Origin of the sequence: Stenotrophomonas terrae (genome assembly GCF_001431465.1) — a bacterium.
GTDB lineage: Bacteria > Pseudomonadota > Gammaproteobacteria > Xanthomonadales > Xanthomonadaceae > Stenotrophomonas > Stenotrophomonas terrae.
This window is the reverse complement of the sequence record NZ_LDJJ01000035.1, coordinates 1-22,959: the sequence shown is the minus strand read 5'-3', so window position 1 is coordinate 22,959 and position 22,959 is coordinate 1. Positions and strand designations below refer to the sequence as shown.

Sequence of the window (22,959 nt, the reverse complement as noted above, 5' to 3'; positions counted from 1 at the left end):
GATTCCGTTGGTCAGACGCCAGCCCAGGTTTCCACTTCATCGACGAAGCGGTAGACATCGCTGTAGCGGTTGTACATCGGCGTGGGCGAAATGCGGATCACGTCGGGTTCGCGCCAGTCGCCGAGCACGCCGACCGATTGCAGGTACTCGAACAGCGAGCGGCCCTGCGCGCGACCACCGGCCACGCGCAGCGACAGCTGGCAGCCACGGCGATCGGCTTCGGACGGGGTGATGATCTGCAGCACATGATCCAGGCGCGCACGCACCATGGTTTCCAGATAGCCGGTGATCTTCAGGGATTTGGTGCGCAGTGCGGCCATGCCGGCCTCGTCGTACAAGGCCAGTGATGCGCGCAGCGGGGCGAGCCCAAGTACCGGCGGGTTGCTCAGCTGCCAGCCTTCGGCACCCAGTTCCGGCACGAACTCCGGGGCCATCTGGAAACGGGTGGCCTGCTCATGGCCCCACCAGCCAGCGAAGCGCGGCAAGGAGGTGTCGTTGGCATGGCGCTCGTGCACGAAGGCACCGGCAACCGCACCGGGGCCGGCATTGAGATATTTGTAATGGCACCACACCGCGAAATCCGGGGCGATGTCATGCAAAGCCAGCGGCACATTGCCAACCGAGTGGGCGAGATCGAAACCGACGTTGGCGCCCTGTGCCCGAGCCAGGCGGGTGATGGCGTCCAGGTCGAACACCTGGCCGCTGCGGTACTGCACGCCCGGCCACAGCACCAGCGCCACGCGCTTGCCGTGTTCGCTGATGGCGCGCTCGATGGCCTGCATCGAAATGGTGCCGTTGGCTTCGTCCGGCTGCACTTCGATCAGGTCGGTGGCCGGGTTGAACCCATGGAAGCGGATCTGCGCTTCCACCGCATGGCGATCGGTGGGGAAGGCGCCGGCTTCCATCAGGATCGCCGGGCGCTCGCTGGTCGGGCGATAGAAGCTGACCATCATCAGGTGCAGGTTCACGCTCAGCGTGTTCATGGCCACCACTTCGTGCGGCAGCGCGCCGACCACGCCGGCCAGCGAATCGCGCACCAGACGGTGATAGCTCAACCACTGCGTTGGCCCGGTGAAATGGCCTTCCACCGCGATTCGCGCCCATTGATCCATCACTTCCTGCACCATGGCCTGCGCGCCACGTGGCTGCAGGCCCAGCGAGTTGCCAACGAAGTAAGTCTGGTCGCCACCTTGATGCTGGGGGATCAGGAACTGGCTGCGCAGGTGGCGCAGCGGATCGGCGGCATCAAGCGCGGTGGCATGGGCAGGTGACAGCGTTTCGTTCATCGGTGCGGACACGTCGAGGATGTGCCTGCAGTGTAACCGCGCCCGGTCGCTCAGACCTCGGGCGTGGCCGGTTTGGGCAGCGGGTGTACAGCGCCGCAATGTTGGCAGGTACGGTGTGCCAGCGAGGTATGGAAACGGTCGAACACCTTGGACAGATCGGTTTCGATGTTCTTCAGGTGGAAGAACTCTTCGTAGATCTTGTGGTTGCACTGCTGGCAGAACCACATGAAGCCATCGAGCTCATGGTCCAGGCGCTTGCGCTCGACGACCAGGCCGATCGAGCCGGGCATGCGTTGCGGCGAATGCGCCACGCGCGGCGGCAGCAGGAAGATCTCGCCGGCCCGGATTGGAATGTCGCGCACGGCCCCATCTTCCTGCACGCGCAGCACCATTTCGCCTTCGAGCTGGTAGAACCATTCCGGGCCTTCGTCCCAGTGATAGTCGTTGCGGCTATTGGGGCCGGCAACCACCATCACGATGAAGTCACCGTTCTCGATCATCTTGTTGCCGACTGGCGGCTTCAGGAGATGGCGGTGTTCCTCGATCCAGCCGAGCAGGTTCAGGGGTAGAGGGAGCATGTGGGGCCTGTTTGTTGGCGGTAGATGCTTCCTTCTCCGCTGGGGAGAAGGTGCCCGAAGGGCGGTGGTTTTGAACTTCCTTCTCCCTCCGGGAGAAGGTGCCCGGAGGGCGGTGATTTTGAACTTCCTTCTCCCGCCGGGAGAAGGTGCCCGGAGGGCGGATGAGGGTTGGTTTCGCCTCAAGCGCGGACCGACCCTCACCCCAACCCCTCTCCCGCAGGGAGAGGGGCTTTCAAGCTCAGTGCCTTTTGCCCTTCCGCGGCACGAATGACAATGCCTTTTCATACGCAGGCTGCAGCTCTTCTGGTGCGCCCACATCAATGCCCATCTCGCTGACACGGCCGTCGCGCAGGCTGTAGACCCAGCCGTGCACCATCAGCTTCTGGCCGCGGGCCCAGGCGTCCTGGACGATGGTCGAGCGGCAGGCGTTGACCACCTGCTCGATCACGTTCAATTCGCACAGGCGCGCGTGGCGCAGGTCCGGGTCGTCGATCTGCGACAGGATGTCATCGTGTTTCTGCGCAACATCACCGACGTGGCGCAGCCAGTTGTCGGCCAGGCCGACGCGGACGTGGTTCAGGGCTGCATGCACGCCGCCGCAGCCGTAGTGGCCGACGATCAGGATGTGCTTGATCTTGAGCTGGTCCACCGCGTACTGGATGACGCTCAGGCAGTTCAGGTCGGTGTGCACCACCACGTTGGCAACGTTGCGGTGTACGAAGATTTCGCCCGGTGCCATGCCGATGATCTGGTTGGCGGGTACGCGGGAATCGGAACAGCCGATCCACAGGTACTCCGGGTTCTGCTGCTTGGCCAGCTGGTGGAAGAACTCGGGATCTTCCTTCTCGATCCGGTCCGCCCATTCGCGGTTCTTCTGCAGCAGGTTGTGGATGTCTTTCATGGTGAAGCTTCCCTTGCGATCTGGAGGGGGAGGGCGCTGGCATGCGTGTGCATGGCAGCGTCGCGGGAAACGGGGCACGGCTCAGTCATCGTGCTGGCCGCCGTGCTCACTGCGATAAAGCTGCATCCACTGCGCCAGTTCACGGGCATCGGGCGTGTCCAGAGCCTGCAAGGCCCCGATCACCGCCAGCTGGTTTGCCGCGGGGTGGTTCTGGCTCAGTTTCAGTTTGATCTGGATCTGCTGCACCTGCAGGCGGAAGCCTACGATGGCGCGCAGTGAGGGGCCGTGATCGTCCAGGCTCGCGTCAAAAACCCAGTCCTGGCCGACGCTGGCTTCAAAATGGGCGCTGGTATCGGACAGCAGCTGCGCCAATGCCGGCGCATCATCGAAGGCCTGCAGTTCGCCTGCCAGCTCGGCAGCGGCGTAGTTCCAGGTGGGAACGCGCGCGGCGCTTTCCTTGTCCGGATACCAGCTCGCCGACACGTAGCCCTGTGGCCCGTCAATCAGTACTTTGGCGCGGCCACGATGGCGCGACTGCGGATTGGCCCGGGCCCAATGGCCGATCAGTTCGATCTGCTCGCCCTGGCGCCGGTACAGCACCGGCAGCCGGGTCAGTTCGGGCAGGCCATCGCTACCGGTGGTCAACAGGGTCACGAAGGGATCGCGTGCCAGCAGGCGATCCAGCCAGAGCAGGTCGTTCTCGACGAAGACGCGCTGGGCGAACACGGGGCTGTTAAACCCTTGTGCCGAGCAACTGCACCATGCGCCCACGCAGCGCATCATCGTCGCCCTGCGGCGGCGTCACCTCGTGCAGCGAGAAGCCGCGATGCAAGGCGTCTTCTTCGTCCAGACCGTCGAAGGCGACAAACTCGGCGTCGAACAGCTGCGCGCGGGCGGTGTCTTCGCTGTCATAGCTCAGCGTGTTGCCATCGCTGTCCAGTACTTCAGCGGTGCCGCCTGGGCGGACCCGCAGGCGTGCCCAGATCAAGGTGCCGCCCAGCTGTGCCAGCCACCACTGGTCGGGGATGTTGTCGAAATCAGTCATTTCATTACCTGCGAAAAAAGCCACAACAGCAGTGCCATGCCCAGCCCGCCAAACGTCACCAGCAAGGCGATGCGTGCAGGCGTGGCCAGGCCCGACAGCGAGCGGTCGGCGATGCCGTTGAAGCCGCGCCCCAGCAACCAGCGCAGGCTTTCCGGCTTGAGAAAGGCGCCGGCGCCGAACTCGGCCGCCAGCGCCGGATGCCGGTCGCGGATATGCACCAGCGTCAACGGCCAGAAAATCAGGAAGGCACTGAGGCCGGCAATGGCCACGCCTACGAAGCAAAGAGCGAAGAACAAGGTCAACTGCACTGCCTCCCTGTAGCTGGATCAAATCACCTGGATCAGAATTCCGCCGAACCCGGTGCGCGTGGGTACGGAATGGCGTCGCGGATGTTGGACAGGCCGCAGACGTAGACCACCAAGCGCTCGAAGCCCAAGCCGAAACCGGCGTGCGGCACCGAGCCATAACGACGGAAGTCGCGGTACCACTGGTAGTGCTCACGATCCAGACCGAACTGGGCCATGCGCGCGTCCAGCACATCCAGGCGCTCTTCGCGCTGGCTGCCGCCGATGATCTCGCCGATGCCCGGGGCCAGCACGTCCATCGCCGCGACGGTCTTGCCGTCGTCGTTCAGGCGCATGTAGAAGGCCTTGATGTGCTCGGGGTAGTTGGTCACCACCACCGGGCGGCCGACGTGTTCCTCGGTCAGCCAGCGCTCGTGCTCGGTCTGCAGGTCCAGGCCCCATTCGACCGGGTAGTCGAACTTCTTGCCGGACTTCTGCAGCAGGGTGATCGCATCGCTGTATTCGATGCGCTCGAACGGGGCGTTGACGAAGGATTCCAGGCGGGTGATGGCGTCCTTCTGCACACGCTCGGCGATGAAGGCCATGTCGTCGGCGCGCTCATCGAGCACGGCGCGGAACAGGTACTTCAGGAATTCCTCGGCCACGCGTGCGTCTTCGTCCAGGTCGGCGAAGGCGATTTCCGGCTCCACCATCCAGAACTCGGCCAGATGGCGGGTGGTGTGGCTGTTCTCGGCGCGGAAGGTCGGGCCGAAGGTGTAGACCTTGCTCAGTGCCAGGCAGTAGGCCTCGACATTGAGCTGGCCGGACACGGTCAGGAAGGTTTCCTTGCCGAAGAAGTCGCGGCTGAAATCGATCTCGCCATTGCCGGTGCGCGGCAGGTTGGCCATGTCCAGCGTCGAGACGCGGAACATCTGGCCGGCGCCTTCGGCATCGGAGGTGGTGACGATCGGGGTGCTGATCCAGTAGAAGCCGTTTTCGTGGAAATAACGGTGCACGGCCTTGGACAGGCAATCGCGGATACGGGTAACCGCGCCGAACAGGTTGGTGCGCGGGCGCAGGTGCGCCACTTCGCGGAGGAACTCCGGCGACATCGGCTTGGGCTGGATCGGGTAGGTCAGCGGGTCTTCCACCCAACCGACCACCTCGAGCTTCTCGGCCTGGATTTCGAAGCTCTGGCCCTTGCCCTGCGACTTGACCAGGGTGCCGGTGGCAATCACCGAGCAGCTCGGGGTCAGGTTCTTGACCTCGTCGAAATTGGACAGCTTGTCGGTGGCCACGACCTGGATCGGGGCAAAGCACGAGCCATCGCTGACATTGACGAAGGCCAGTCCAGCCGAGCCGCGCACTGTGCGGACCCACCCGCGGACTGTGACTTCTCCGCCTTCCGGGAACTTCCCGGCAAGGGCGTGTGCAACGCTGACCACCGTCATGACTTGAATCCTCTGTTGATCGACTCGATCTGTGAATGCGAGATTTTAGCGGTTCAAGCCCCGGGCAGGCGAGGCATTTATCAGCGCTTGCAGTCCGGCGCGCCGCCCGCATCTATAATTGGACCGTAATTCTGCTGGAGTCGCCCCACCATGGCTGTTCATCTGACCCCCATCGCCCATTCCCGCGTGCAGCGCTTTGTCAGCAGCACCCCGGGCGCGCTGGGCCTGCGTTTTGGTGTGACCCGTACCGGCTGCTCGGGCTGGGGCCACATCACCGACCTGGCCAAGGATCAGCGTGAGGGCGATACCGTGTTCGAGCAGGACGGCGTACGCATCTACGTGGACGCCCAGAGCCTGCCGCTGGTGGATGGCACCGAGATCGACTACGGCAAGCAGGGTCTGAGCGAGACGTTTACCTTCAAGAACCCCAACGCGGCGGCCGAATGCGGCTGTGGCGAGAGCTTCACCACCGACGATATGCACCGCTGAGGCAAGCCGGCAGGCCTGTAGGAGCGGCGTAAGCCGCGAAGCATGCCGTGCGTCGGGATCAGAAAAGCCGGGATCGAGGGGCGTACCCCCCTGTAGAGCCGAGCCATGCTCGGCTGGGGCATTCCCGGCGACGCCCGGGAATGTGCATAAGGCTCCTGCCGAGCATGGCTCGGCACTACAGGCTGGTTTGGCTGGGAAAGCCTCTGCCGAGCATGGCTCGGCACTACGGGCTGGTTTGGCTGGGAAAGCCTCTGCCGAGCATGGCTCGGCACTACCTTTTAGTCGGCGATCAGTGGTTCTGATGCGTCCTGGCGGCGCTGCAACATCACCGCAATTCCCCACAGCAATAGTCCAACCGCCGCGGTTGCCGCGCCCACATAACCGGTGGAGGCGTGGCCAAAGCCGGCGCCGATGGCCATGCCGCCCAGCCATGGGCCCAGTGCATTGGCGGTATTGAAGGCAGCGTGGTTGGAGGCGGCGGCCAGGGTCTGTGCCTCGCCGGCGGCGTCCATCAGCCGGGTCTGCAGGGCGACCGCCAGTGCGCCCATGGTGCCTACGGCAATGATCGCCGGCACCATCGCCCAGGCCGAGTGGGCGGCCAGCGGGAACAGCAACAGCACCACGATGGACCAGGCCAGCAACACGCCTGCGGCGCGGAACTGCAGCCTATCCACCAGTTTGCCACCAGCGATGTTGCCGATGATCGCGCCCACGCCGAACAGGCCAACGGCCACCGGCATCCAGCGTTCATTGATGCCGGTCACGTTGACCAGGGTGGGGGCCAGGTAGGTGAACACGCAGAACATGCCGGCAAAACCGATCGCGCCAATCGCCAGTGCCAGCCATACCTGCGAGGTGTTGAAGGCGCGCAGTTCGCGCATTGGCGAGGTGCGGACCTCGTTCGGGTCAGCTGGCAGCTGCCGCGCCACCATCGTCACCGTTGCCAGTGCCAACAGGCTGACCAGTACAAAGGCACTGCGCCAGTTGAACTGCTGGCCCAGCCAGGTAGTCAGCGGGTTGCCCAGCAGGATGGCGATCGACAGCCCCAGCAGCACCTTGGAGACCGCAGCGCCGCGTTGTTCCGGCGGGCTGATCGAGGCGGCAACCAGCATCGCCACGCCGAAGTAGGCGCCGTGGGGCAAGCCGGCGACGAAGCGGGCCAGCAACATGCTGTGGTAATCGGGCGCCAGTGCGCTGGCCAGGTTGCCGATGGCGTAGAAGCCCATCAGCCAAAGCAGCAGGGTACGCCGCTGCAGGCTGGAGCCGGCAAAGGCCAGCAGCGGGGCGCCGACAACCACGCCGATGGCGTAGGCGCTGATCAGGTGGCCGACCTGGGCTTCGGTGATGGCCAGGCCGCGGCTTATTTCCAGCATCAGGCCCATGCTGGCGAACTCGCTGGTGCCGATGGCGAAGCCGCCCAGGGAGAGTGCGAGCAGGATCAAGGTGCGTTGGCGTGGCGACAGCAGGGCTGCCAATGAGACTGTGGAATTCACGTCGGGTCCGGGCGGCGGGGCGTGGAAGCGGTTACATAGTGTACTGTTGCGCCGCAGCAAATCCCCGGGTCCACGCCGGCCTGGTTGCGGACGCTGTGTTGCACGCAGCGGGGCTCTGGCTTGCTTCCGGCTCCTTTGCGGTGGATAATGCCCGGCTTCCTGCGCTCTTCGTGCAGGAGCCCTTGCCCCACTGCGTTCACTGCGGGGGGCTGTCCAGCCCGTCAGGGCTATATCCGAAAGGTATAAAAACATGAGTCGTCATTACGAAGTCGTGTTCCTGGTCCACCCGGATCAGAGCGAACAGGTCCCCGCCATGATCGAGCGCTACAAGGCGCTGGTCGAAGCCGGCAACGGCACCATCCACCGTCTGGAAGATTGGGGCCGTCGTCAGCTGGCTTACCCGATCCAGAATCTGGTCAAGGCTCACTATGTTCTGCTGAACATCGAAGCCGACCAGGCAGTTCTGAACGAACTGACCGAGAGCTTCCGTTTCAACGACGCCGTGCTGCGCAACCTGGTCATCAAGCGTGACGAGGCTGACACCGAGCAGTCGCTGATCATGAAGAGCAAGGACGAGAAGGGTGACAAGCCCGAGCGTGGCGAGCGCCGTCGTCGTGACGACGAAGAAGGTGCCACTTCCACCAATGACGAAGCCGGCGATGACGCCGCTTCTGCTGAATAAGGAGCACTTTCATGTCCAAGTTCTTCCGCCGTCGTAAGTTCTGCAAGTTCACCGCTGAAGGCGTGAAAGAGATCGATTACAAGGATCTCAACACCCTGCGTCAGTACCTGACCGAGAACGGCAAGATCGTTCCGAGCCGCGTGACCGGCACCAAGTCCAAGTACCAGCGCCAGCTGGCCACGGCCGTCAAGCGCGCCCGTTTCCTGGCCCTGATCCCGTACACGGACAACCACGACGTCTAATCCGAGCTATCGGAAGAGCCCGCACGCGTTGCGGGCTCTCGACAGGAAATCCGGCCTTGGCCGGATTTTCCGTACCCACCGTCCTATTCGGACAGCAAGCGTTGCGGTGCCATTGGCGCCGCTAACGAATAACGGAGCTACACAATGAAGCTGATTCTTATCCAGAAAGTGACCAACCTCGGCGGCCTGGGCGACCTGGTTGATGTGAAGCCGGGCTACGGCCGTAACTTCCTCGTGCCGCAGGGCAAGGCCGTGCCGGCCACCGAGACCAACATCGCCGAGTTCGAAGCCAAGCGCGCTGAGTACGAAGCCAAGGCCCAGGCCTCGCACAACGGTGCCGAAGCCCGCGCTGCCAAGTTCGAAGGCGCCAGCGTCACCATCGCTGCGCACGCTTCGACCGAAGGCAAGCTGTACGGCTCGGTTGGCCCGCGTGATATCGCTGAAGCCTTCACCGCTGCCGGCCTGGAGCTGAACAAGAGCGAAGTGATCATGGGCGAAGGCGCTTTCCGCAACGTTGGCGAGTTCGATGTCATCGTCAAGCTGCACGCCGACGTGGAAGCCACCGTCAAGGTCATCGTCGAATCCGACGCTTGATTCTGCCGGACTGGCTGTAAAGAACGGGCGCCGCAAGGCGCCCGTTTCTTTTGCCCGGCCGGTGGTGGGCGCTGGCGGCCATGGGTGTCGCTATACTCGGGTGCCAGTGCCGTGCTTGGTCTTTTGAATTCTCCGGAATATCAATGACTTGAGTTCGGGGGCGAAACCTCCGGAACCTCATTCCGGGTGTCGGCAGTGGTTGCCGATATCCGCCAACAGCCAGATTCCATGCGTCTATCCACGATCAAGCTCTCCGGTTTCAAGTCGTTCGTCGATCCCACGACGTTGCACCTGCCGACCAATATGACCGGCGTCGTCGGTCCGAATGGCTGTGGCAAGTCCAACATCATCGATGCGGTGCGCTGGGTCATGGGCGAAAGCTCGGCCAGCCGCCTGCGTGGCGATTCGCTGACCGACGTGATCTTCTCCGGCTCGGCCGGTCGCAAGCCGGTGTCGCAGGCCACGGTTGAGCTGATCTTCGACAATAGCGACCACACCATCTCCGGTGAGTACGCCTCGTTCAACGAGATTTCGGTCAAGCGCACGGTCAGCCGTGACGGCAGCAGCAACTATTACCTGAACGGTACCAAGTGCCGCCGCCGCGATATCACCGATCTGTTCCTCGGCACCGGGCTTGGCCCGCGCAGCTACTCGATCATCGAGCAGGGCATGATCAGCCAGATCATCGAGGCGCGGCCGGAAGACCTGCGCGTGTACCTGGAAGAGGCCGCCGGCATCTCCAAGTACAAGGAGCGCCGCAAGGAAACCGAAACCCGCATCCGCCACACCCGCGAGAACCTGGACCGGCTCAACGACCTGCGCGAGGAGATCGGCAAGCAGCTTGAACACCTCAAGCGGCAGGCGCGGCAGGCCGAGCAGTACCAGGCGCTGCAGGAAGAACGGCGGGTCAAGGACGCGGAGTGGAAGGCACTGGAATACCGCGGCCTGGACGGTCGCCTGAGCGGCCTGCGCGAAGCGCTGGCGCGCGAGGAAACCAAGCTGCAGCAGCTGATCGCCGAACAGCGTGATGCTGAAACCCGTATTGAAACCGGCCGCGTGCGCCGCGAAGAGGCCGCCGAGAATTTGAACAAGGCGCAGGCCGACGTCTACCAGGTGGGGAGCACCCTGGCCCGGCTTGAGCAGCAGATCCACCACCAGCGGGAACTGGCGCAGCGCCTGCACAAGGCGCGCGATGAAACCCGCCAGGCGCTGTCCGAACTTGGCCAGCACATCAGTGGTGACGAAGCGAAGTTGATCGTGCTGCGCGAGTCGGTCGAAAACGCCGAGCCGCAGCTTGAGCAGTTGCAGGAAGACAATGAAATCCGCCAGGAAGCGCTGCGCGAGGCCGAGGCCAAGCTGGCCGATTGGCAGCAGCGTTGGGAAGCGCACAACCGCAATACCTCCGAGGCGACGCGCTCGGGCGAGGTTGAGCGCACCCGCGTGGATTACCTGGACAAGCAGATCCTGGAGGCCGATCGCCGCCGCGAAGCCCTGCAGGCCGAGCGCGCCGGGTTGGATCTGGATGCGCTGGCCGAGGCCTTCGAGCAGTTGCAGCTGGAGCACGAAACCCAGAAGACCGCGCTGGAGACCTTGAATGCACAGGTCGAAGCGCGCAAGCAGTCGGTGGCTGCATTGCAGGAGCAGCAGCGCGCCGGGCAGACCGAGCTTGCCGAGGTGCGCAAGCAGGCGCAGTCCGCGCGTGGCCGGCTGTCCTCGTTGGAGACGCTGCAGCAGGCAGCGCTCGGCCAGGAGCAGGGTGCCGCCGCCGCATGGCTGAAGGCGCGTGGGCTGGATTCGGCTACGCGCGTCGGTGAGCGCATCACCGTTGAAGGTGGCTGGGAAAACGCTGTTGAAAGCGCGCTGGGGCAATTGATCGAAGGCGTGCTGGTGGATGCACCGGAAGCCCTGGTCGATGCACTCGGCGAGTTGGCTGAAGGACGTATCGCACTGGTCGCTGATGCCGAGGGCAAGGCGGATTTCGCGCCGACCTCGCTGGCGGCGAAAGTACAGGGGCCGTTGGCCATCCGTCGCCTGCTGGCGCATCTGCATGGTGCCGAGGATCTGGCCCAGGCGCAGCAGCTGCAGCGCAAGCTGGGCGATGGCGAATCGGTGATCACCCGCAGCGGCGAACGCCTGGGGCAGGGCTGGGTGCGCTTTTCGCGCTCCGGTGCGGCCGAGCAGGGCGCATTGCTGCGCGAGCGCGAGATCGTCACCCTGCGTGCGCAGATCGAGACCCTGCAGGAGCGTGAAAGTACGCTGGAAACGCAGCTTGCCGCCTTCCGCGATCAACTGCTGGCGGCCGAGCAGCAGCGCGAAGACGTGCAGCGCTCGTTGTACCAGGCGCACCGCGGCGCATCCGAGCTGGCGGGGCAGTTGCAGAGCCATCAAGGCAAGCTGGAATCCACCCGCACGCGCATCGAACGCATCGAAGCCGAACTGGCGCAGTTGCTGGAGACGCTGGACGTCAGCCGCGAACAGGCCAGCGAAGCACGTCTGCGGCTGGATGAGGCGGTTTCCAGCATGGGCGATCTGGAATCGGTCCGGCATGCGCTGGAAGGCGAGCGTCGGCAGATGAGCGAGGCGCGCGATCTGGCCCGCGACGCCGCGCGCAATGTGCGCGACAGCATGCATGCATTGGCGTTGACGCTGGAATCGCAGCGTACCCAGATCAGCTCGCTGAGCCACGCGCTGGAGCGCATGGGCAGCCAGCGCGGCCAGCTTGATTCACGGCTGGGCGAGTTGCACTCGCAGCTGGACGAAGGCGATACACCGGTGCATACGCTGGAAGCGGAGCATCAGAACGCATTGGCCGAGCGCGTACGCGTGGATCGCGTGCTGGCCGAAGCGCGCACCTTGTTGGATGGCATTGATCACGAGCTGCGTGGTCTGGAGCAGACCCGCCATCAGCGCGACGAACAGGCCTTGGCGCAGCGCGAACGTATTTCCCAGCGCAAGCTGGACCAGCAGGCGCTGGTGCTCAGTGCCGAGCAGTTGTCCGCGGCGGTGGAGAAGGCGGGCTTTGTGCTGCAGGACGTGATCAACACCTTGCCCGAGGATGCCCGCCTGGCGGATTGGGAATCGGCGGTGCATCAGATCGACGGCCGCATGCGTCGCCTGGAGCCGGTCAACCTGGCGGCAATCCACGAATACGGCGAGGCCTCGCAGCGCTCGGAGTATCTGGAGGCGCAGAACACCGATTTGAATACCGCCTTGGAAACCCTGGAAGACGCCATCCGCAAGATCGACCGCGAAACCCGTGGCCGCTTCAAGGACACCTTCGACCGGGTCAACGCCGGTGTGCAGGCCCTGTATCCGCGCCTGTTCGGCGGTGGCCACGCCTATCTGGAACTGACCGGCGAAGACCTGCTCGACACCGGCGTGACCATCATGGCGCGGCCGCCGGGCAAGCGTGTGTCCAATATCTCGCTGCTGTCCGGTGGCGAGAAGGCGATGACCGCGGTGGCGCTGGTGTTTGCCATCTTCCAGCTCAACCCGGCCCCGTTCTGCCTGCTGGACGAGGTGGACGCGCCGCTGGACGAGGCCAACGTCGGCCGCCTGGCCAATATGGTCAAGGAAATGAGTGAGAAAGTGCAGTTCCTGTTCGTCAGCCACAACAAGGCGACGATGGAGGCTGCGCACCAGTTGTCGGGCGTCACCATGCGCGAGCCGGGCGTCAGCCGGCTGGTCAGTGTGGATCTGGAAGAGGCTGCCCGATTGGCGGGCGCCGCTTGACGTGCCATCCTTTAACCACCTGAACGATTAACCCGGAGACTGCAACGTATGTCTGACACGGCACTGTTGCGTATCGGCATTCTGGTGGCCGGCGTTTTGCTGGTCGCAGCCATTTTCTTTTTCAGCCGGCCCAAGCGGCTGGCCCAAGGCAAGCGCAAGGAGCCGGCCGATGCCGAGCGTCCGCGGCGTGAGCCGGTGCTGGGCGCTGCCGACGGCGTTGCCGAGGCGGGTGAGGGCGCCGCTACGGGCGAAACCGTAAGCCAGCCCGAGCTGGGCCTGCCGGACGTGGACGCAGGCAACCTCAGTGAACTGGGCAAGCGCCCAAGCCAGGACTTCGACAAGATCGTCTCACTGTACGTGGCCGCCCGTTCCGGGCAGGTATTGCGTGGCGAAGACATCGTGGTGGCGGCGGAAAAGACCGGCCTGGTGTTCGGCTACATGAATGTGTTCCACCGTCTGGTGGAAGGGCATTCCGAGCGCGGCCCGATCTTCTCGATGGCCAGCATCATGAAGCCGGGCAGTTTCGACATGGCCAATATCCGCGACATGGAAACGCCGGCCATCGCCTTCTTCCTGACCCTGCCGGCGCCGATGACCGCGCTCGATGCCTGGGAAAAGATGCTGCCGACCGTACAGCGCATGGGCGAACTGCTGGACGGCGTGGTGCTCGATGACAGCCGCAACGCCCTGGGCCGCCAGCGTATCGCGCATATCCGCGACGACCTGCGCGCCTATGACCGCCAGCACCAGGCGCCGCCGTTGACCAAGTCGCCGCGTTGGTAAGGCTCTAAAGCTACCCCTCCTCAACCCTCCCCTTGCCTGCGGCAAAGGGAGGGGGCTGAGCTCTTCCCCCTCCCTTGCGCGCAGCGTAGGGGAGGGCCGGGGAGGGGTGCTGTTCGCAGTAACTACAGACTCCCCGCAGCACAGAGCTTTACCGCGCCAACACCGGGCGCAGGTAAAATCACAGCATGAACCAGAACACCGCCGTCACCCAGCGCATCAGCGAACTCCGCCGCCAGCTGGCCGCCGCCTCGCGCGCCTATCACGAGCACGACGAACAGATCATCCCGGACGCCGAGTACGACCGGTTGATGCGTGAGCTGGAGGCGCTGGAAGCGGCGCATCCGGAACTGGATAGCGCCGACTCGCCCAGTCATCAGGTTGGCGGCAAGCCTTCCTCGCGTTTTCCCGAAGTGGTGCATGTGGTGCCGATGCTGTCGCTGGGCAATGCCTTCAGCGATGCCGAGGTGCATGACTTCGTGCGTCGCATCGATGAGCGCCTGCACCGTCGCGAACTGTTCTTCTCCGCCGAGCCCAAGCTCGATGGCCTGGCCATCAATCTGCGCTATGAGAATGGCGTGTTCGTGCAGGGCGCGACCCGTGGCGATGGCGCCACCGGCGAGGATGTCAGCGCCAACCTGCGCCAGATCAAGGTCATCCCGCAGCAGCTGCAGGGCCAGGGCTGGCCGGAAGTGTTGGAAGTGCGTGGCGAGGTTTATATGCCGCGCGCGGATTTCGAGCGTTACAACGAGCAGGCACGCCTGCATGGTGGCAAGGTGCTGGCCAATCCGCGCAACGGCGCGGCCGGTTCCCTGCGCCAGCTCGATCCGAAGATCAGTGCGCAACGGCCCCTGAGTTTCTATGCCTATGGCCTGGGCGAGGTCGCCGGTGGCGAGCTGCCCGAGACCCATTCGGCAACGCTCGCCCAGCTGGCGCAATGGGGTTTTCCGGTCAGCGACCTGTGCAAGGTGGTACAGGGCGCTGAAGGTCTGTTGGCGTATTACCGTGATATCGGCGAACGCCGCGACAGCCTGGCCTATGACATCGACGGCGTGGTCTACAAGCTCGACGACCGCGAAGGCCAGCAGGAAATGGGCTTTGTCGCGCGCGCCCCGCGCTGGGCGATCGCGCATAAATTCCCGGCGCAGGAACAGACCACCACGGTCGAGGCGATCGAGATCCAGATCGGCCGCACCGGCGCGGCCACCCCGGTAGCTCGATTGAAGCCGGTGCATGTGGCCGGTGTCGTCGTCACCAACGCGACCTTGCATAACGCCGACCAAATCGCGCGCCTGGACGTACGCGTCGGCGATGCGGTGATCGTGCGCCGTGCCGGCGATGTGATCCCGGAAGTGGTCAGCGTCATTGTTGAGCGCCGCCCTGAAGGCACCACGCCGTGGCAGATGCCGCGCGCCTGCCCGGTGTGTGGTTCGGAAATCGTGCGCGAGGAAGGCGAGGCCGCCTGGCGCTGCTCGGGTGAACTGAGCTGCCCGGCGCAGCGCAAGGAAGCCATTGCCCACTTCGCTTCACGCAAGGCGATGGATATCGATGGCTTGGGTGACAAGTACATCGAAGTGCTGGTGGATGCAGGCATCGTGCGTGGCGTCGCCGATCTGTACGCACTCAACCGCGATCAGTTGCTGGTGTTGAAGTTGGCCTTGGACGCCGATTCGCCGGAGGGCCTGGCTTCGCAGCTCGGCCTGCACCTGCGGCCGGAGGGCAGCGGCGACACGTTGAATCGCATCCTCAAGCTGGATGCGAATGACGCCGCGTGGCGGGCGCAGGCCTTGTCGGTGCCGGCCAGCTTCCAGTGGAACACCAAGAAGATCGCCACCAAGTGGGCCGACAACCTGATTGCGGCGATTGCCGCCAGCCGCAACACCACCCTGGAGCGGCTGCTGTTCGCGCTGGGCATCGAGCATGTGGGCGAAAGCACCGCCAAGGCCTTGTCGGCCTGGTTTGGTGACCTCGAGTTGATCCGCCATCTGCCCTGGCCACTGTTCAAGCGCGTGCCGGACATCGGCGGCGAAGTAGCCCGCTCGATTGGCCACTTCATGGCCCAGCCGGGCAATCAGCAGGCCATCGACGCACTGCTGGCGCGTGGCGTGCAGATCAGCGATACGCATGCGCCCAACGCCAAGCTGCGGACGGATCTGAATCTGGCAACGCTGCTGGCCGATCTGGAGATACCCAAGGTCACGCCAGTACGCGCGCGTCAGCTGGCGGAAGCGTTCCGCTCCACTGCAGCAATCCTCGACGAGGAAGCGCACAACTTCATGACAGCGGGCCTGCCGGCAGAAACGGCCAATGCCCTGGTGGCATGGTTGAACGTGGATGCCAACGCGCAGTTGTTCAGCGAAGCCGGTGCGGCATTGGAGCGCCTGCTGGCGATCACGCCATTGCAGCAGCAACAGGTCGCTGGTGTGCTTGATGGCAAGACCGTGGTGCTGACCGGCACGCTGGCGCAGATGAGCCGCGACGAGGCCAAGGCCAGGCTGGAGGCATTGGGTGCCAAGGTTTCAGGCAGCGTGTCGAAGAAAACCAGTTTCGTGGTGGCCGGCACTGAGGCCGGTTCCAAGTTGGACAAGGCAAACGAGCTCGGTGTGGAGGTCTGGGACGAAGCACGTCTGCTCGCCTTCCTCGCCGACAATGGAGAACAGGCATGAGTGAAATCAAGGTGCGCGTTGCGCAACCGGCGGACTTCCCGCAGTTGATCGCGATGGTGCGCGATTTCTACGTGGAAGATCAGATTCCCTATATCGCCGAACGGGTTGAGCCGGGCCTGCATACCTTGCTGGACGAGCCCAGTTGCGGCGCCGCGCTGTTGCTGCTGGCCGATGACCAGGTGGTGGGCTACATCACCCTGGGCTGGTGCTTCAGCGTCGAGCAGGGTGGCCGCTTCGTGCTGTTGGACGAGTTGTATCTGGGCCCGGCCGCGCGCGGCCGCGGCTGGGGCCGGCAGGCCTTGGCGCTGGCCCGCGACTGGGCAGCGGGGCAGGGCGCGGCGGTGATCCGTCTGGAAGTGAATCACCACAATGCCAAAGCCAAGGCCCTGTATTTGTCGGCGGGCTATCGCGACGATGAGCGCGACATCCTGACCCTCGCGCTGAGCGGGGCTGCCGGACGTCTGCACTCGTGATCGCGGCCCTGCGTCAGCGTGCCCGTTTGAACGCCCTGATCCGGCAGTTTTTTGCCGAGCGCGATGTATTGGAAGTCGAAACGCCGATCATGTCGGCGGCAGGCAATACCGAGCCGAACATCGAAGGCTTCCATACCCGCTTCAGCGGTCATGTCGATGCCGGCCCGGCACAGCGCTGGCTGCGCACCTCGCCGGAATATCCGCTCAAGCGCCTGTTGGCGGCCGGCGTGGGCGATTGCTATGAACTTGGCCGGGTGTTCCGCAACGGCGAGGCCGGCGGCCGCCACAATCCCGAGTTCACCATGCTGGAGTGGTATCGGGTGGGTTGGGACCATCATCGTTTGATCGAAGAAACCATTGCCCTAGTGCAGGCGTCGCTGGCGCTGGTCGAGCGCCCGCCGGCAGCAGTGCGCATCGTCAGCTACCGTGATCTGTTCATCGGGGCGGTGGCGCTGGATCCGTTCCTGGCCGATGAGGCGCAGTTGCGTGCAGGGCTGGGCGATGTTGGCATCGTCGCCGATGGGCTGACCCGCGATGACTGGCTGGATCTGCTGATGACCCACCGTATCCAGGCCCAGTTCGACCCGGGCACCATAACGGTGATCCATGATTGGCCGGCCAGCCAGGCGGCGCTGGCAAAAATCCGTCCCGGCACACCGCCGGTGGCTGAGCGCTTCGAGCTCTATCTCGGCGCGGTTGAACTTGCCAATGGCTATCACGAGCTGAACGACGCGCAGGAGCAGCGGCAGCGGTTCGAGCGCGATCTGGCCGTGCGTGCCGCGCGCGGTGCGGAACAACCGCCGCTGGATGAGGCCCTGTTGGCGGCACTGCCGTCGCTGCCCGCCTGTGCCGGTGTCGCGGTAGGCGTGGACCGCCTGCTGATGGCGCTGGCGGGGACTACGCGCATCGCCGATGTGTTGGCATTTGATTTCGCCAACGCCTGAACCCGGTCCATCTTTGCTCACGGACCTGTAGGATCGGCTTGACGATGATGATGTGTTGCTAACAGCGGATCAGGCAGTGTGTTCACTACCGGAAGCCATCATGACCCAAGTGGGGTGTGTCTGATGAAGCGGGTTTGCGGCTTGCTGCTGTTGCTGGCGCCGACGTTGCTGTCGGCCCAGGAGTCTGCGAACAAGGTGGCGGACAGGCAGGTTGTGCGTTGCGAATCGGAAGACCAGCAGCGGGCGTTTTGTCCGATGGATACCAGTGGCGGGGTTCAGCTGGTCCGGCAACTCTCCAAGCGCGACTGCATCCGTGAGACCAGCTGGGGCACGGAAGAGGGCGCGGTGTGGGTAAGCCAGGGCTGCCGTGCCGAGTTCGCCCGTCCGCGGCCTGTTACCCGTACCACCCGGCGGGTGGTGCGCTGTGAGTCCAGGGGGCGGATGGAGGTCTGCCCGGTTGTGTTGCGTGGCGCGCCGGTGCGTCTGTTGCGGCAGCAGTCGGTGCTGCCGTGCAGGGAAGGGCGCAGCTGGGGCTATAACAACAGGGAAATCTGGGTCAGCCGGGGCTGCCAGGGGCAGTTCGAAGTAGGTGCCGAGGATGGCTCGGGCTTTGTCGATATACCGCGCAAGGTGGTCTGCGAGTCCAAGGGCGAGCTGCGCCGCGAATGTGGTGTCAGCGTCACGCGCCGGGTCACCCTGGTCGAACAGTTGTCCAGCGCCGCTTGCCGCGAGGGCGACAGCTGGGGCTGGGACCGCAATGGCATCTGGGTGGACAAGGGCTGCCGCGGCGAATTTTCCGCTGATTGATGCCGGCAGTTTGATCCGCGCTTTGCGGTGCCGATTACAATGGACCCATGAACGATACCCCCGCCATTGATTACGCCCGTTACGACCACATCCGTCCGATCCGCTGGACCGGTGATGCCTTGGAACTGCTGGATCAGCGCAAGCTGCCGTTTATCGTCGAGCATGTGCTGTGCCACGACAGCGACGCGGTCGCCGAGGCCATCCATGCCTTGACCGTGCGCGGCGCGCCGGCCATCGGTATCGCGGCGGCGTGGGGTGTGGTGTTGGCTGCGCGCGAAGTGCAGGCCGACGACGGCGCGGCGGCATTGCAGCTGCTGGCGCCTGCGCTGGAGCGGTTGAACGCGTCGCGTCCCACCGCGGTCAACCTGGCATGGGCGCTGGCGCGGATGCGCCGTGCGTTGGCCGTGGCAGGTGCGGACTGGAAGCAGGTGGCAGCGCTGGAAGCCCAGGCCATCGCCGATGAGGATCTGGCCGCCAATCGCCTTATGGGTGCCTTGGGTGCGGCCTTGATCGCGCCGGGCAGCGGCGTGCTGACCCATTGCAATACCGGCTCGTTGGCCACCGCCGGCTTCGGTACCGCGCTGGGCGTGATACGCGCAGGTGTGGCGCAGGAGCGGATCGGTCGCGTGTTTGCCGGCGAGACCCGTCCCTGGTTGCAGGGCGCCCGCCTGACCGTATGGGAGCTGCAGCAGGATGGCATCGACGCGACCTTGATCGCCGATTCGGCGGCCGCGCACCTGATGAAGACCGGCGCGGTGCAATGGGTGATCGTCGGCGCCGACCGGATCTGTGCCAACGGTGATACCGCAAATAAGATCGGCACTTACCAGCTGGCTATCGCCGCCCGCCATCATGGGGTCAAGTTCATGGTGGTGGCGCCGTCCTCGACCGTGGACATGGGCACCGCGCATGGCGATGAGATCGAAATCGAGCAGCGCGACCCGGGCGAACTGTTCGGCGTCGGCGGCGTGCGCACCGTGGCCGAGGGCATCGCCGCCTGGAACCCGGTGTTCGACGTAACCCCGGGCGAGCTGATCGATGCCATCGTCACCGAGCGCGGCGTGATCCTGAAGCCGGACCTGGCCAACATGGCCGCCGCCTTCGCCTGAGGTAGTGCCGAGCCATGCTTGGCAGGGGCTTTCCCAACGCCGCATCGGACTGCCGCGGCTGTTTGTGGGAGCGGCGTCAGCCGCGAAGCTGGTGGTGCTTGGAGAGCAGGTTCGCCGGGAGCTGATGGCGCGGTGGCTTCGCGGCTGACGCCGCTCCTACAAGACCCTTCGGCAGGTCCCCAGCGCAGCATGGTCGGGCTCCACAGCTGTGGCGTAGTGCCGAGCCATGCTCGGCAGGGGCTTTCCCAGCCCCGCATCGGACCGCGACGGCTGTTTGCAGGAGCGGCGTAAGCCGCGAAACTGGTGGTGCTCGAAGTGCCGGTTTGCCTGGATCTGAGGGCTAGGTGGCTTCGCGGCTGACGCCGCTCCTACAAGGCCCTTCGGTAGTCCCCAGCGCAGCATGGCTGCGCTCTACAGATGTGGCGTAGTGCCGAGCCATGCTCGGCAGAGGCCTGCCCGCTGTCGCCCGGGTCGAGGGCGTCCTGGCGCCACCCGCCAGTCAACCCTAAGTTCCTGATTTCTTCCGGTAAAAGCCCCTTAATTGGCGGCGAAAAACCGTCCTTTGTGATAAACTCCGCAGGTTGATCCCCGATCCCGGCAAGGCGCCCCGTCAAGGAGTCGTCGCCGGACAGGATCGCTACCTGAAAACGGAACCCGAATGGCAGAAACCGCCAAGGAAATCATCCAGGTCAACCTGGAAGACGAGATGCGCAAGAGCTACCTCGATTACGCGATGAGCGTGATCGTTGGCCGCGCACTCCCCGATGCCCGCGATGGCCTCAAGCCAGTTCATCGCCGCGTCCTGTTCGCGATGAATGAGCTCGGCGCGCACAGCAACAAGCCGTACTACAAGTCGGCGCGTATCGTCGGTGACGTCATCGGTAAGTACCACCCGCACGGCGATCAGTCGGTCTACGACACGCTGGTGCGCATGGCGCAGCCGTTCTCGCTGCGTTACATGCTGGTGGACGGCCAGGGTAACTTCGGTTCGGTCGACGGCGACTCGGCGGCAGCCATGCGTTACACCGAGGCGCGCATGTCGCGCCTGACGCATGAGCTGATGGCCGACATCGACAAGGAAACCGTCGATTTCCAGCCCAATTACGACGAAAAGGAACTGGAGCCGACGGTCATGCCGACCCGGTTCCCGAACCTGCTGGTCAATGGTTCGGCCGGTATCGCGGTGGGCATGGCGACCAACATCCCGCCACACAACCTCACCGAATGCATCAACGCCTGCATCGCGCTGATCGACGAGCCGTCGATCGATGTCGACGGTTTGATGGAATACATCCCGGGCCCGGATTTCCCCACCGCCGGCATCATCAATGGCACCGCCGGCATCATCGCCGGCTACCGCACCGGCCGTGGCCGTGTGCGCATCCGTGCCAAGGCTGATATCGAAGTGGCCGACAATGGTCGTGAATCGATCATCGTCACCGAAATCCCGTACCAGGTGAACAAGGCGCGGTTGATCGAAAAGATCGCCGAGCTGGTCAAGGAAAAGAAGCTCGAAGGCATCAGCGAGCTGCGCGATGAGTCCGACAAGGACGGCATGCGCATCTACATCGAAATCAAGCGTGGCGAGTCGGCCGAGGTTGTGCTCAACAACCTGTACCAGCAGACCCAGATGGAGTCGGTGTTCGGCATCAACATGGTGGCGCTGGTCGATGGCCGCCCGAAGTTGATGAACCTCAAGGAGATGCTGGAGGCGTTTGTCCGCCATCGGCGTGAGGTGGTCACCCGCCGCACCATCTTTGAACTGCGCAAGGCGCGTGCGCGTGCGCATGTGTTGGAAGGCCTGACGGTTGCGCTGGCCAACATCGACGAGATGATCGAGCTGATCAAGACCTCGTCCAACCCGGCCGAAGCCAAGGAGCGCATGCTCTCCAAGGTCTGGGAACCGGGTCTGGTGGGTGCGCTGCTCGGTGCCGCAGGTGCCGAAGCGTCGCGTCCGGAAGATCTGCCCAAGAGCATTGGTCTGGTCAACGGCAACTACCAGCTCAGCGAAGTCCAGGCCACGCAGATTCTGGAAATGCGCCTGCACCGCCTGACCGGGCTGGAGCAGGACAAGCTGACCGAGGAATACCGCCAGCTGCTGGAAGTCATCGCTGGCCTGATCCGCATCCTGGAAAACCCGGATGTGCTGCTGCAGGTCATCCGCGAAGAACTGGAAAGCGTGCGTGCCGAGTTCGGCGACAACCGTCGTACCGAAATCCGTCACAGCGAAGAAGATCTGGACATCCTCGACCTGATCGCCCCGGAAGACGTGGTGGTGACGCTGTCGCGTGCCGGTTACGTCAAGCGTCAGCCGGTCAGTGCCTACCGCGCGCAGCGTCGCGGTGGCCGTGGCCGCAGCGCCGCCGCGACCAAGGACGAGGATTTCATCGAGCAGCTGTGGCTGGTCAACACGCATGACACCTTGTTGACCTTCACCAGCTCGGGCAAGGTGTTCTGGTTGCCGGTGCATCAGCTGCCGGAGGCAGGTTCCAATGCCCGCGGCCGGCCGATCATCAACTGGATCGCGCTGGAAAACGGCGAGCGTGTGCAGGCCGTGCTGCCGGTGCGCGAGTACGACGAGAACCACTTCGTGTTCTTCGCCACCCGCAACGGTACGGTCAAGAAAACGCCGCTGAGCGAGTTCGCGTTCCGTCTTGCGCGCGGCAAGATCGCCATCAACCTGGATGACGGTGACGCGCTGGTTGGCGTCGGCCTGACCGATGGTGAGCGCGATATCGTGCTGTTCGCATCCAATGGCAAGACGGTGCGCTTCGGCGAAGACAAGGTCCGCTCGATGGGCCGTACTGCTACCGGCGTACGCGGCATCAAGATGCCCAAGGGTGAGCAGGTTGTCAGCCTGATCGTTGCCGAAAGTGCCGGTGGCGTCGAAGACGAGAACGAAGACGAGAACACTGTCGTCGAGGAAGTGGCAGCGGATAGCGGCGAGATCATCGATGTTGCCGACGATGCTGGCGTGCAGTACATCCTCACCGCGACCGAGAACGGCTATGGCAAGCGCACCCCGCTGGCGGACTATCCGCGCAAGGGGCGTGGCACGCAGGGCGTGATCGGCATCCAGACCAGCGAACGCAACGGCAAGCTGGTCAGTGCGGTGCTGCTGGGTACTGGCGATGAGGTGTTGTTGATCTCCGACGGCGGCACCTTGGTGCGTACGCGTGGTTCGGAAATCTCGCGCGTCGGCCGCAACACCCAGGGCGTTACCCTGATCCGTCTGTCCAAGGGCGAGAAGCTGCAGGCGGTTGAACGCCTGGATGCATCGCTTGAGGCTGAAGATGAGGCACTGGAAGACGATGTGGCCGGTACTGCGGAAGTGCAGCCTCCGGCAGCACCCGAGGCCTGATTTCTTCAGGGTTTGAGTCATGAAAAGCGCCGGCATGCCGGC

General features: G+C 64.3%; 20 protein-coding genes. 12 read left to right on the top strand and 8 right to left on the bottom strand.

Annotation, left to right across the window (positions count from 1 at the left end; all coding sequences use genetic code 11):
* Positions 1-11: 11 nt before the first annotated feature.
* The 7 genes from kynU to asnS all read right to left on the bottom strand — a co-directional run bounded on the left by kynU (position 12) and on the right by asnS (position 5,545).
* Positions 12-1,286 (bottom strand): kynureninase, encoded by a 1,275-nt coding sequence (gene kynU / locus ABB27_RS11010; protein ID WP_057628751.1) that lies wholly within the window; start codon positions 1,284-1,286, stop codon positions 12-14.
* 50 nt (positions 1,287-1,336) lie between these two features.
* A complete protein-coding gene (locus ABB27_RS11005) occupies positions 1,337-1,864 on the bottom strand; it encodes a 3-hydroxyanthranilate 3,4-dioxygenase (RefSeq protein ID WP_057628750.1) in 528 nt (175 codons plus the stop codon).
* Between the two features lie 238 nt (positions 1,865-2,102).
* Positions 2,103-2,765, bottom strand: a complete 663-nt coding sequence (gene can / locus ABB27_RS11000) for a carbonate dehydratase (protein WP_057628749.1) — start codon at positions 2,763-2,765, stop codon at positions 2,103-2,105.
* A gap of 81 nt (positions 2,766-2,846) precedes the next feature.
* Entirely contained in the window at positions 2,847-3,491 is a 645-nt protein-coding gene (locus ABB27_RS10995; protein WP_057628748.1) for an FMN-binding negative transcriptional regulator, read from the bottom strand.
* Positions 3,492-3,498: 7 nt separating this feature from the next.
* Positions 3,499-3,810, bottom strand: a complete 312-nt coding sequence (locus ABB27_RS10990) for a hypothetical protein (RefSeq protein WP_057628747.1) — start codon at positions 3,808-3,810, stop codon at positions 3,499-3,501.
* Positions 3,807-4,112 (bottom strand): hypothetical protein, encoded by a 306-nt coding sequence (locus ABB27_RS10985; protein ID WP_057628761.1) that lies wholly within the window; start codon positions 4,110-4,112, stop codon positions 3,807-3,809. Before ABB27_RS10985 ends, ABB27_RS10990 begins: the two co-directional genes overlap by 4 nt.
* A 38-nt stretch (positions 4,113-4,150) precedes the next feature.
* Positions 4,151-5,545 carry an asparagine--tRNA ligase gene (asnS, locus tag ABB27_RS10980; RefSeq protein WP_057628746.1) on the bottom strand — a complete coding sequence of 465 codons (1,395 nt, stop codon included), beginning with the start codon at positions 5,543-5,545 and terminating at the stop codon, positions 4,151-4,153.
* A 150-nt stretch (positions 5,546-5,695) separates the two neighbouring features.
* Between asnS and ABB27_RS10975 the strand changes: the two genes are divergently transcribed.
* Positions 5,696-6,034: a HesB/IscA family protein gene (locus tag ABB27_RS10975; protein ID WP_057628745.1), complete on the top strand. Its 339-nt coding sequence runs from the start codon at positions 5,696-5,698 to the stop codon at positions 6,032-6,034.
* 278 nt (positions 6,035-6,312) lie between these two features.
* On the opposite strand, the gene ABB27_RS10970 is transcribed toward ABB27_RS10975, so the two are convergent.
* The gene (locus tag ABB27_RS10970) at positions 6,313-7,527 is read right to left on the bottom strand and encodes an MFS transporter (protein ID WP_057628744.1); all 1,215 of its coding nucleotides are present in this window, start codon (positions 7,525-7,527) and stop codon (positions 6,313-6,315) included.
* Between the two features lie 250 nt (positions 7,528-7,777).
* Between ABB27_RS10970 and rpsF the strand changes: the two genes are divergently transcribed.
* The 11 genes from rpsF (at position 7,778) to gyrA (ending at position 22,917) form a co-directional block, all read left to right on the top strand.
* Positions 7,778-8,209, top strand: a complete 432-nt coding sequence (gene rpsF, locus ABB27_RS10965) for a 30S ribosomal protein S6 (protein WP_057628743.1) — start codon at positions 7,778-7,780, stop codon at positions 8,207-8,209.
* Between the two features lie 11 nt (positions 8,210-8,220).
* Positions 8,221-8,451, top strand: a complete 231-nt coding sequence (gene rpsR, locus ABB27_RS10960) for a 30S ribosomal protein S18 (protein ID WP_002804494.1) — start codon at positions 8,221-8,223, stop codon at positions 8,449-8,451.
* Positions 8,452-8,595: 144 nt separating this feature from the next.
* Positions 8,596-9,045 carry a 50S ribosomal protein L9 gene (gene rplI, locus ABB27_RS10955; RefSeq protein ID WP_057628742.1) on the top strand — a complete coding sequence of 150 codons (450 nt, stop codon included), beginning with the start codon at positions 8,596-8,598 and terminating at the stop codon, positions 9,043-9,045.
* 228 nt (positions 9,046-9,273) lie between these two features.
* On the top strand, positions 9,274-12,777 hold the full coding sequence (smc, locus tag ABB27_RS10950; RefSeq protein WP_057628760.1) for a chromosome segregation protein SMC: 3,504 nt from the start codon (positions 9,274-9,276) through the stop codon (positions 12,775-12,777).
* Positions 12,778-12,825: 48 nt separating this feature from the next.
* Complete coding sequence (gene zipA, locus ABB27_RS10945) at positions 12,826-13,560, top strand: cell division protein ZipA (protein ID WP_057628741.1); 735 nt, start codon at positions 12,826-12,828, stop codon at positions 13,558-13,560.
* Positions 13,561-13,745: 185 nt separating this feature from the next.
* A complete protein-coding gene (ligA, locus tag ABB27_RS10940; RefSeq protein WP_057628740.1) occupies positions 13,746-16,223 on the top strand; it encodes an NAD-dependent DNA ligase LigA in 2,478 nt (825 codons plus the stop codon).
* Positions 16,220-16,696, top strand: a complete 477-nt coding sequence (locus ABB27_RS10935; RefSeq protein ID WP_057628739.1) for a GNAT family N-acetyltransferase — start codon at positions 16,220-16,222, stop codon at positions 16,694-16,696. The genes ligA and ABB27_RS10935 overlap by 4 nt, the downstream gene beginning before the upstream one ends.
* On the top strand, positions 16,693-17,640 hold the full coding sequence (epmA, locus tag ABB27_RS10930) for an EF-P lysine aminoacylase EpmA (RefSeq protein WP_057628738.1): 948 nt from the start codon (positions 16,693-16,695) through the stop codon (positions 17,638-17,640). Before ABB27_RS10935 ends, epmA begins: the two co-directional genes overlap by 4 nt.
* 123 nt (positions 17,641-17,763) lie before the next feature.
* The gene (locus ABB27_RS10925) at positions 17,764-18,447 is read left to right on the top strand and encodes a DUF3011 domain-containing protein (protein ID WP_057628737.1); all 684 of its coding nucleotides are present in this window, start codon (positions 17,764-17,766) and stop codon (positions 18,445-18,447) included.
* Positions 18,448-18,494: 47 nt separating this feature from the next.
* Complete coding sequence (gene mtnA, locus ABB27_RS10920; protein ID WP_057628736.1) at positions 18,495-19,556, top strand: S-methyl-5-thioribose-1-phosphate isomerase; 1,062 nt, start codon at positions 18,495-18,497, stop codon at positions 19,554-19,556.
* A 658-nt stretch (positions 19,557-20,214) separates the two neighbouring features.
* A complete protein-coding gene (gyrA, locus tag ABB27_RS10915) occupies positions 20,215-22,917 on the top strand; it encodes a DNA gyrase subunit A (protein WP_057628735.1) in 2,703 nt (900 codons plus the stop codon).
* The last annotated feature ends 42 nt before the right edge of the window (positions 22,918-22,959 follow it).